8 protein-coding genes and 1 pseudogene are annotated in these 10,191 nt (G+C 69.2%); 7 read left to right on the top strand and 2 right to left on the bottom strand.

The genetic code is table 11. From position 1 onward, the window contains the following. Nucleotides 1–162 precede the first annotated feature (162 nt). From LWF15_RS19615 to LWF15_RS19595, 5 genes and pseudogenes are all read left to right on the top strand, one after another. Nucleotides 163–674: pseudogene (locus LWF15_RS19615) on the top strand (molybdopterin-dependent oxidoreductase); the annotation flags it as partial. A 96-nt stretch (nt 675–770) separates the two neighbouring features. After that, entirely contained in the window at nt 771–1,958 is a 1,188-nt protein-coding gene (locus LWF15_RS19610; RefSeq protein WP_232812305.1) for a serine hydrolase domain-containing protein, read from the top strand. A gap of 265 nt (nt 1,959–2,223) precedes the next feature. Next, nucleotides 2,224–3,357: a glycosyltransferase gene (locus tag LWF15_RS19605; protein ID WP_232812304.1), complete on the top strand. Its 1,134-nt coding sequence runs from the start codon at nt 2,224–2,226 to the stop codon at nt 3,355–3,357. Next, complete coding sequence (locus LWF15_RS19600; protein ID WP_232812303.1) at nt 3,354–4,400, top strand: hypothetical protein; 1,047 nt, start codon at nt 3,354–3,356, stop codon at nt 4,398–4,400. Before LWF15_RS19605 ends, LWF15_RS19600 begins: the two co-directional genes overlap by 4 nt. Then, on the top strand, nt 4,397–5,881 hold the full coding sequence (locus tag LWF15_RS19595; protein WP_232812302.1) for a glycoside hydrolase family 130 protein: 1,485 nt from the start codon (nt 4,397–4,399) through the stop codon (nt 5,879–5,881). The genes LWF15_RS19600 and LWF15_RS19595 overlap by 4 nt, the downstream gene beginning before the upstream one ends. On the opposite strand, the gene LWF15_RS19590 is transcribed toward LWF15_RS19595, so the two are convergent. Further along, nucleotides 5,821–6,855, bottom strand: coding sequence for a glycosyltransferase family 4 protein (locus LWF15_RS19590; protein ID WP_232812301.1), 1,035 nt, complete (start codon nt 6,853–6,855; stop codon nt 5,821–5,823). The genes LWF15_RS19595 and LWF15_RS19590 overlap by 61 nt on opposite strands. Before the next feature lie 132 nt (nt 6,856–6,987). Here LWF15_RS19590 and LWF15_RS19585 point away from each other — a divergent pair, with 132 nt between their 5' ends. Then, nucleotides 6,988–7,938, top strand: a complete 951-nt coding sequence (locus LWF15_RS19585) for an aldo/keto reductase (protein ID WP_232812300.1) — start codon at nt 6,988–6,990, stop codon at nt 7,936–7,938. A gap of 8 nt (nt 7,939–7,946) precedes the next feature. On the opposite strand, the gene LWF15_RS19580 is transcribed toward LWF15_RS19585, so the two are convergent. Next, nucleotides 7,947–8,993 (bottom strand): threonine aldolase family protein, encoded by a 1,047-nt coding sequence (locus LWF15_RS19580; protein ID WP_232812299.1) that lies wholly within the window; start codon nt 8,991–8,993, stop codon nt 7,947–7,949. 98 nt (nt 8,994–9,091) lie between these two features. Between LWF15_RS19580 and LWF15_RS19575 the strand changes: the two genes are divergently transcribed. Beyond that, nucleotides 9,092–10,117 (top strand): LysR substrate-binding domain-containing protein, encoded by a 1,026-nt coding sequence (locus LWF15_RS19575; protein ID WP_285625462.1) that lies wholly within the window; start codon nt 9,092–9,094, stop codon nt 10,115–10,117. Nucleotides 10,118–10,191: the final 74 nt, after the last annotated feature.

Below are 10,191 nucleotides of genomic sequence, written 5' to 3'. Positions count from 1 at the left end.
CACTGGCTTGCTGATCCGACCTGACAACACGATCCCTTGCGACGTCGGGCCGGTCCGTGAGGGTTGGCCAGCCTGAGCGGGCCGCGAGTCAGCACTATTTAGACCAACTTCGTACAGAATATGAAGGCCTTATTCGGGAACAGAGTCGTTGCATGCCCTCGTGTGCCACCCGACCACGGATTCCCGGTGCGGGTCGTGGTGCCGTCGTGGATCGGCATTGCGTCGATCAAGTGGGCATCGAGGTGTCCAACGAGCCCCTGAGCTCTCCCTGGTCCACCAACTACTACCGGCGCTTCGGGCCGGACTACCCGCCCGAGGGCAGCGGCCCGCTGACCCGGCAGGTCGTGAGGAGCGCCTTCGAGCTGCCCTTCCCCGCCAGTGTCCCCGCCGGCCCTCAGGTGCTGACCGGACGCTCGTGGTCGGGCGGTGGCCGGATCCGGCACGTCGAGGTCAGCACCGACGGAGCCAGCTGGCGCCGCGCAATCCCGCACGGCCCCTCCGCTCGGGACGGCTGGTCGCGCTGGAGCATCCCGTGGCGGCCTTCGGCGGGTTCCTACGAGGTGCGGGCACGGGCGGTCGACGAACACGGCAACACCCAGCCGGAGGTGGCGGAGTTCAATTCCTTCGGCTACCTCTTCGATGCTGTGGTCAAGCACCCCGTCACGGTGGTCTGAGCCGCCCCTGTTCGGCGTGGGAGCTCCAGGTCGGCGTACGGCGTTCGGCAAGATGCACCGGACGCCTACGCCCGGCCACGAGGGAGACCCGACCCGATGCTGCTCCATGCGCTGGCGGTGACTCTCTTCATCGGTGCTCTGGCCGGCCCGGCTGATGCGGCCGAGCTGAGCGATCTGCAGCGAACCGCCCAGGCCGTGGTCAGAACCGGGCCCGTCGGCCACCTGGCCCGGGTGAACGACGGGCGCACCGTTCGCACCGCCACCGCAGGGCTGGCCGACCGTGCGACCAAGCGCAAGCTCCGCAACCAGGACCAGTACGAGGCCGGCAGCCAGACCAAGACCTTCATGGCCGTCCTGACCCTCCAACTCGTGTCTGAGCGCAAGGTGGCCTTGGATGCCCCGATCGAGCGGTACTTGCCGGACCGGATACCCAACGGCGCGAACATCACCGTGCGCATGTTGCTGCAGCAGACCTCCGGGCTGTTCAACTACACCGACGACGGGCCGCTGACCGGGCAACTGCTGGCCGCACCGGAAACGCCGGTGAGCCCGGAACGCCTTCTCCATGCGGCCTTCTCGCATCCGCCGGTCTTCGCCCCCGGCGCCGGCTGGGCCTACTCCAACACCAACTACGTGATCATCGGGAAGATGCTGGAAGAGGTCACCGGGAAGTCGCTGGCCACCCTGCTGGAACTGCGCATCGCCCGGCCATTGCGCCTGCACGACACCTACCTGGCCGACCCCTTCCCCAACCGCACCGGCCGCGGTTACGCGCACACCTACCTGGCCGATGTAGGCGCCAAACCCGTGCAGTACACCGATACCACCGGGTGGCCGCTCAGCTGGGCCGGGGCGGCCGGAGCCGTGGTCTCCACCGCCCAGGACCTCAGCACCTTCTATTCCGGCCTGCTGGCCGGAAAGGTGCTGCCTGCATTGCAAATGCGGCAGATGCGCACCACGGTCGATGCCACGCACTACTTCGGTGCCCCCAGCGGTTACGGCCTGGGGATTGTCCGGACGAAGACGTCCTGCGGCACGATCTGGGGCCATGACGGTGCCACCTTCGGCAGCATCAGCGCCACGTACGCCAGTGCTGACGGCCGGCGCACGTTCGCCGGCGAGACCAACACCCGTCCGTACGCCACCGACCAACGAGACCCACGCCGTCTCAAATTCATTGCGGCCCTTGCGGAAGCCCAGATCACCGGGATCTGCCAGATGTTCGGCAAGAAGGTCTCCAGCGCCGGGAGGGCCACAGGTGCTCTGGAACTGAACCGCTTCTGACCGGACCGCGCCCCCCCGAGATCGTCGCTGGTCTCCGGGGCGAGCGTCGGCGCCGTCGGATCGAGGCCTGGTACGGCGGCGAGAACCGGCGGGCTTTGCCATGCAGGTACAGTCATGGTGTCTCTCGGCTTCCAGGTCGCTGAACCGACCGGTATTCCGCCGATGCTCGAAAGAGCCGATTCCTTGCGCAGGTGGGGTGTCGGAGCGACCGCCCGCAGGTCTCGAGCCTGCTGGGGGTGCCGCTCGACCGAAAGGCCCCCGAGCCATGACGACCCGATTCGGCTACGTGAGTTCGTACCCGCCCACCCGCTGTGGCCTGGCCACCTTCACCGCAGCGCTGTACCGCGAACTGGAGACGGCCGGTGGCGGCCCGGGCCGTGTGATCCAGGCCGTCGACCGCCCGGCGCCGGCGGCCTCCGAGGAGGTGGTGGGCAGCCTCGTCGCGGGGGAGGCCGGCGGCGGTCTGCGTGCGGCCGCCCTGCTGAACCAGGGGGACGTGGCGATCATCCAGCACGAGTACGGCATCTACGGCGGCGCCGACGGCGATGAGATCCTGCCGCTGCTGGCCGCCCTGACGGTGCCCTCGATCGTCGTCCTGCACACCGTGCTGAGCGAGCCCACCCCTGGTCAGCGCGCGGTGCTGGAGATGGTTGCGGGCCTGGCCGGTGCGGTGGTCACGATGACCATGACCGCACGCGACCGCCTGGCCGGTGGCTACGCCGTGGACATGGCCAAGGTGAGCGTGATCCCGCACGGTGCCCCGATCACGTCCCTGCCGTCGGCCCCGGTCAGCCCGGGCGCCGCGAACCGCCCGACGATCCTCACCTGGGGCCTGATCGGGCCGGGCAAGGGGATCGAGTGGGGCGTGGAGGCGATGGCCCTGCTGCAGGACCTGAGCCCGGCACCGCGTTACGTCGTGGCCGGCCAGACTCACCCGAAGGTTCTGGCCCATGCGGGCGAGAGCTACCGCCACGGGCTTCAGGCCCGAGCCCACGAGCTGGGTCTGGACGAGTCGGTGATCTTCGACAGCCGCTACCTGACCAGCGACGAGCTCAACGATCTGGTGGCCCAGGCAGACATCGTCCTGCTGCCCTACGACTCCACCGAGCAGGTGACCTCGGGCGTGCTCAGCGAGGCGGTGGCCGCATCCAAGCCGGTGGTGGCCACCCGTTTCCCGCACGCCCAGGAACTTCTGAGCACCGGTGCCGGCCTGCTGGTGCCCCATCGTGACCCGGCCGCCCTGGCCGTGGCCCTGCGCACCCTGCTGACCCACCGGGACATCGCCGAGGGAATGAGCCGGGCCGCGGTCGTCGCGGCGCCCCGGACGCTCTGGCCGGCGGTGGCCCAGCGCTACCTGAACCTGGCCGAGCGCCTGATCAAGGACCGGGTGAACGTGTGATCCCCACGAGTACACGTACCGCGCCCGGGCCGAGGTTCGAGCACCTGCGGCGGCTGAGCACCGGCCCAGGGCTGTTCGAGCACGCCGATCATCAGCAGCCGCGTCCTGAGCACGGCTACTGCCTGGACGACGTGTCCCGGGCCCTGGTCGTGGTGTGCCGTGAGCCCGATCCCGACCGCAGCCTCCAGGAACTGGCCCAGACGTACCTGGACTTCACCCTGGCCGCGCTGCAGCCCGACGGGAGCTTCCACAACCGGATGCGCGCAGACGGCAGCTGGGCCGACGCACCCGTCGCCGGTGACTGGTGGGGCCGGGCCGTGTGGGGTCTGGGCGTGGCCGCCACCCGCGGGCCCACCCTGGAACTGCGCCGGCAGGCGATGGACGGCTTCACCGTGGCCTCCCGGGCCCGAGTCAGCCCCCATCATCTGCGTCCTGGGGTCTTCGCCGCCCTGGGCGCGACCGAGGTGGCCGCAGCGGATCCAGGTAACGAGGACGCCCGGGAACTGCTGAGGGATGTCGTGCGCACGGTCGGGGTGCCCTCCGCGGCCATGGTGGACCCGTTCTGGCCCTGGCCGGAGCGGCGGCTGAGATACGCCAACGCGGCCGTTCCCGAAGCGATGATCGTGGCCGGGACGGTGTTGCAGGACCGGGCCGCCCTGGATCACGGATTCCGACTGCTGGACTTCCTGGTCCGCATCGAGACCCGCGACCGGCACTTCTCGGTGACCCCTGTCGGTGGCCGGGACCGGGCCGCTGCGGAGCCGGGGTTCGACCAGCAGCCGATCGAGGTCTCGAGCCTGGCCGATGCCTGTGCCCGGGCCTACGACCTGAGCGGTGACGAACGCTGGCGACGGGGTGTCCGGACGGCCTGGGCCTGGTTCCTGGGCGACAACGACTCCCGGACGCCGATGTTCGACGCCGAGACCGGCGCCGGATTCGACGGCCTGCTCAGGGCGGGCCGAAACCTCAATCAGGGAGCGGAGTCCACCCTGGCCGCTCTCTCCACCGCCCAGCAGGCCCAGCGCCTGGGGGTGTTCTCGTGAGCTTGGCCCATGACACCGGTGCCTCGGTGCTGCCCCAGCCCGAGCGGGTGATCGCGCGGTTGTTCGTGCCGGGGGAGGAACTGACGCCTGGGCGATCGCGCCGCGCCGCAGTGGCCGAACGCGTCCTGGACCTGCCCGAGCCGGAAGTACAACGGCTCGCGGCCCAGCTCCTGAAGGACTTCTCCAGCCGCCACCGGGGCTATCCGGACCTGCTGCGCGCGCACGCCTCGATGGTCCATCCACCCGTGCCGGGGCAAGTCCCGATGACACCGGACCGGACTCTGCTGATGGGGGCCACCTTCACCAACGAGTACGCCCTGGAGGGGGCGGCGATCTGCAATCCCAGCGCGGTCGCGCACCCCGACCAGAGCGGGCTGGAAGCCGGCCAGGTGCGCCTGGCGATCAGCCTGCGCTCGATCGGTGAGGGCCACCTGTCCTCGATCGGTTTCTGTAGCGCGGTGGCCGGGCCGGGCGAGAAGTGGGTCTTCGAGCCGCGCCGGCTGCCCGCCGTCGTCGGGGTCAACTCCTCCGCCCGCTGGCGCCGCGATCATCTACGGGCCGTACTGGCCGACCGTGGCGCGGTCGACGGGCTGGCCCACAGCCTGCTGGCGGCCCTGCCGGAACACTTCACCGAGGCCGGCCTGGAGGCCGCGGTTGCGGGGGTGCACCAGAACCTGCTGGGGCACACCGGTGGCCAGGCCACCCTGGAACAGGTGCGTCACCTCGTGACTTCCGCCTACCAGGTGAGCTTTCCCGAGGATGTCGAGCTCAGTCAGCGGGTGCTCTTCCCGGCCACCGAAGAGGAGAGCAACGGGCTCGAGGACGCCCGCTTCGTGCAGTTCACCGAGGACGACGGCAGCCTCGAGTACCGGGCCACGTACACCGCCTACGACGGGCACCGCATCGCGCCCCGGCTGCTCACCAGCCCCGATCTGCGCACCTTCCACGCCCACCGCCTGGCCGGCCCGGCGGCCCGGAACAAGGGCATGGCCCTGTTCCCGCGGCGCGTCGGCGGCGAGTACCTGGCCCTGTGCCGCTCGGACGGCGAGAGCACCAGTCTCGCGCGCTCGGCCGACGGTTTCCTCTGGGACGAACCGGTTCCCCTGCAGGTGCCGCAGTTGCCCTGGGAGGTCCTGCAGGTGGGCAACTGCGGTTCGCCGATCGAGACCGACCGGGGCTGGCTGGTGCTGACCCACGGTGTGGGGCCGATGCGGGTGTACGCGATCGGGGCCCTGCTGCTGGATCTGGACGACCCGCGCCGGGTGCTGGCCCGGCTGGACGAGCCGTTCCTTCGGGCCGCCCCCGACGAGCGAGAAGGCTACGTGCCCAACGTCGTGTACTCGTGCGGCGGTGTGGTGCACGAGGGGCGGCTCTGGCTGCCCTACGGCATCGGGGACGCCCGCATCGGGGTGGCCTGGGCCTACGTGGAGGAGCTGCTTGACGCGATGTCTGCGGTCACGGCAGCGAACACGTCTTCGTAGGCGCGAACCATCCGCGCGTCGGTGAAGCGCTCCTCGACGTCGTCCCGGCAGGTACGACGATCGAGGGCCGCCACCGAGGCCACCGCCGCGACCGCGCTCTCCAAAGTCTCAACCAGATAACCGGTCCGGCCGGGCCGGATCAGCTCGGGCATCGAGCCCAGCGGATGAGCGATCACCGGCGTCCCGGTGGCCAGAGCCTCCACCACCGACAGGCCGAACGGCTCGGCGAAGCCGATCAGGTGCAGCAGGGCCAGCGCCCCGCCCAGCAGCCGGTCGCGTTCTGCGGGCCCCACCGGGCCGAGGTAGGTGACGTTCGCCTGGTCGATGTGCGGCCGGACCAGCTCGGTGAAATAGGCCTCGTCCTGAATGATCCCGGCCATGACGAGGGGCAGACCGACGCGCCGGGCCACCTCGATGGCCAGGTGCGCGCCCTTGTCAGGGTGCATCCGCCCCATGAAGAGCAGGTACTCGCCCGGGTCGGGGCGGAAGGTGAACTGGGCCAGGTCGATCCCGTGATGGATCGTGGCCCGGTAGGGAAGATCCGGGTGCCGGTCCGCATCACTGATGGAGACGTAGTGCGCCACATCGGCATACGCCCGGTACACCGGGACGATGGCGGGTGAGGAGAAGCCGTGGACGGTGGTGACCATCGGGACGTCCACCAGGCGGCTGTAGGTCAGTGGCAGGAAGTCGAACTGGTTGGACAGGACGTCGAACTGCGCCGCGCGCTCGAAGGCCGCCGAGATGTGCAGGCACTCGTAGACCTTGGCGTCGAGCGATCGGTCCTCTTCGTAACCCGTGGGACTCTCGGCGTGCAGCCGCGCTGCGGTGATGGAATCGGCGGTGGCGAAGAGGGTCACCTCGTGCCCGCGGGCGACCAGCCCTTCGGCCAATGTGGAGGCCACTTGTTCCCACGGCCCGTATGCCCGCGGCGGCGTGCGATGCGCGACCGAGGCGATCACCCCGATTCGCATGAGACCCACCCTAGGCTCTGGGCCTCGATCCGTCTCGCCCGGCCTGCCCACCGCAGGTCAGAGCTGTCTTGCATTCCCGGGCCCGGGCCCTACTGTTGAGCGTTCTCAAAATCTTTGTGGAGCGAAGGACTTATGCGCACAGTTCAGTTCGGACCTACCGACGTCCAGGTTCCCAACGTCGTCGCGGGCATGATGCGGATCAAGGCCGACGGCGACGAGCAGATCCAGGAGCTGTACGGCGCCGCCCGGGAGGCGGGGATCGACTTCTTCGACCACGCCGACCTGTACGGCTTCGACCATCCCGGCGGCGGCCCGCACTGGTGCGAGCACCGCTTCGCCTCGGCCCTGAAGCTCAGGCCCTCCGAGCGCGAGCAGATCACCCTGCAGACCAAGACCAGCATCGTGGCCGAGCCGTGGCACTACGACTCCTCCTACGAGCACATCGTGAGCTCGGCCGAGGAGTCGCTGAAGGCCCTCGACACCGACTACCTCGACGTGCTGCTGCTGCACCGCCCCGACGCGCTGATCGAGCCCGAAGAGGTCGCGCGGGCCTTCGACCACCTGGAGTCCTCCGGCAAGGTGCGGGCCTTCGGGGTGTCGAACTACACGCCGCGCCAGATCGACCTGCTGAAGACCGCGGTGAAGCAGCCCATCGTGGCCAACCAGGTGCAGCTGTCGATCACCCACTCCACGATCGTGGCGCAGGGCCTGTCCTCGAACATGGTGGGTTTCGAGGACTCGGTGACCCGCGACGGCGGTGGCGTCGTCGAGCACGCCCGCATCAACAGGATCACCCTGCAGGCGTGGTCGCCATTCCAGAAGAGCTTCGGCGGCGGCCTTCTCCTGGGGGCGGAGGACCTTCCGGAACTGAACGCGGCCCTCGCCCAGCTCGCCGCCAAGTACGACGTGACCCCGGCGGCGATCGCCACCGCCTGGATCACCCGGCACCCGGCCGGGATCCAGGTCGTGCTCGGTACCACCAAGGCCGAACGCATCACCGAAGCGGCTGCGGGTTCGGACATTCCGCTCACCCGGGCCGAGTGGTACGGGTTGATCCAGGCGGCCGGGCACAACGTTCCCTGATCAGTGGGTCACCGGTCGGCGAGGGCGGCCAGAGTGTCTGCCAGGTGCGCGACGTCCTCGGGGGTCGTGTCCCAGGTGGTCATCCAGCGGGCCTCGCCGGCCTCTTCGTCCCAGTCGTAGAAGTGGAACTGCTCGTGCAGCTGCACCAGAACCGGTGCCGGGAGGCGTACGAACACGGCATTGGCCTGTACCGGGTAGCTCACCGTGACGTCGTCCCGCCCTTTGACCGCGTCGTGCAGTTGGCTGGCCATGGCGTTGGCGTGCCGGGCGTTTCGTAGCCACAGGTCCGACTCCATCAGGGCGAGCAGCTGGGCCGAGACAAACCGCATTTTGGACGTCAGTTGGGTCGTGATCTTGCGCAGATAGTTGATTCCGTGGTCGAGTTCGGGATCGAGAACCACGACCGCCTCGCCCACCATGAGCCCGTTCTTAGTGCCACCGAACGAGAGGACGTCGACACCGACGTCCGTAGTCAGTGAACGCAACGGCACGCCCAGGTGAGCCGCCGCGTTGGCCAGCCGAGAGCCGTCCATATGCACGCGAAGACCGTTGGCATGGGCGAAATCGGTGATCTCGGCGATCTCCTCGGGGTTGTAAACCGTTCCCAGCTCGGTGGACTGGGCGATGGAGACCACCTGCGGCTGGGCGCGGTGCTGGTCGTCGAAGCCCCGGGCCTCGGCGCGGATGTTGTCCACCGTGAGCTTGCCGTTGACGTGCGGAACGGTGAGCAGCTTGATCCCGCCGACCTTTTCGGGCGCCCCGGCCTCGTCGACGTGCAGGTGCGACGTGCGGGCGCAGATCACCGAGGCCCAGCGGTCGGTGGCGGCCTGCAGCGCCACCACGTTGGCCCCGGTGCCGTTGATCACCGGATACGTCCGGGCCTGCGGGCCGAAGTGTTCCCGGAAGACCTCCTGCAGACGCTCGGTGTAGATGTCGTCGCCGTAACTGACCTGATGGCCCTCATTCGCCTCGGCCAGGGCGGCCAGCACCTGCGGATGCACACCCGAGTAGTTGTCGCTGGCGAAGCCTCGGTGGTCCGGATCGTGCAGTCTCACTGGGGGAGCTCCTTCTCGGTTCTTGTTTCCCCCACGCTGACGGCTGGTGGCACAGTGGCGAAAGCGGGTTCCGCCGATGCTGAGCGTAGGATTTGCCTGTGCTTGACTCCGGGCGTCTGCGCCTGCTGGTGGCCCTGGCCGACACCGGCTCCATCGCAGGAGCCGCGCAGACCGTGGGGTGCAGCGCAGCCGCCGCCTCTCAGCAGTTGGCTGTGCTGGAACGCGAGAGTGGTGTCTCCTTGCTGGAACGCGGCGCGCGCAGCGTGCGCCTGAGCCACGCCGGGCAGGTGCTCGCCGAGCACGGCCGCCGCATCCTGGACGACCTCGCCGCCGCCGAGCAGGCGGTCGTCGCGGCCGGATCCCCCAACCATGGACGAGTCCGGGTCGCCTCGTTCGCCAGCGGCGCCCGGCGTCTGGTCGGGCCGGTGATCGCGAGCCTTCGACGCCGATCGCCCGACCTCGACATCACTTTTACCGAGATGGAGCCGGAAGAAGCCGTCCCCGCCCTGAGGTCCGGCGACATCGACCTGGCCCTCACCCACCAGTACGCCGGATTCGCAGCCCCTGATCTGCGTGGCCTTCAGCAGACCTTCCTGCTCAGTGACCCACTTGCCTTGGCGGTGCCGACTCACGGCGCGCAGACCGGTGACGTCGATCTTCTGGACTTTGCCCAGGACGGCTGGATATCCGGCCGGTCGGGTCATGGATTCCAGGCCCTGACGGAGATGGTCACCGGGCTGTGCGGCTTCGAGCCCCGGATCACCGCCCGCGCCGACACGTACGCACTGGTGCTCGACCTTGTAGCAGCCGGCCTGGGCGTAGCGCTCGTGCCTCGAGGTGCCGTCGCCGCCCCGCGAGGTGTTGTTCTGCTGGGCGTTTGTTCACCTGCGGATCTCGTTCGCGCGGTTCACGTCACGAGGCGCAGCGGGGACTGGGCGGCAGCGACCCTGGCCTTCGAAAGGGAACTTGTCCGAAGGGCGGGAAGAGTCCCAGCAGGGATCCTGAACCATGTCGGGTGCGGGGGCTGCAACAGTCATGCCCACCGGCAAGAAGGTAACCGACGGTCTGGTGCCCCCATCACCCGCTTGTGCCTGCTTCAGCCGAGGCGGAGGGCCGGAAGGTAATAGGGTCCTACCGGATTCAGCCACTCGTCCACGCGTCGGGTGCACGGGGAATGTGCGCTGTCCAGAGGCCGGCA

It is taken from the genome of Kineosporia rhizophila (genome assembly GCF_021277265.1).
In the GTDB taxonomy this organism is placed as follows: domain Bacteria; phylum Actinomycetota; class Actinomycetes; order Actinomycetales; family Kineosporiaceae; genus Kineosporia; species Kineosporia rhizophila.
This window is presented reverse-complemented; position numbering and strand designations above follow the sequence as displayed.

Bases quoted from the DNA above. Each gene is read 5' to 3' on its own strand.
- LWF15_RS19610 (WP_232812305.1), top strand. From the start codon at position 771: ATGCTGCTCCATGCGCTGGCGGTGACTCTCTTCATCGGTGCTCTGGCC.
- LWF15_RS19605 (WP_232812304.1), top strand. From the start codon at position 2,224: ATGACGACCCGATTCGGCTACGTGAGTTCGTACCCGCCCACCCGCTGT.
- LWF15_RS19590 (WP_232812301.1), bottom strand. From the start codon at position 6,855: ATGCGAATCGGGGTGATCGCCTCGGTCGCGCATCGCACGCCGCCGCGG.
- LWF15_RS19585 (WP_232812300.1), top strand. From the start codon at position 6,988: ATGCGCACAGTTCAGTTCGGACCTACCGACGTCCAGGTTCCCAACGTC.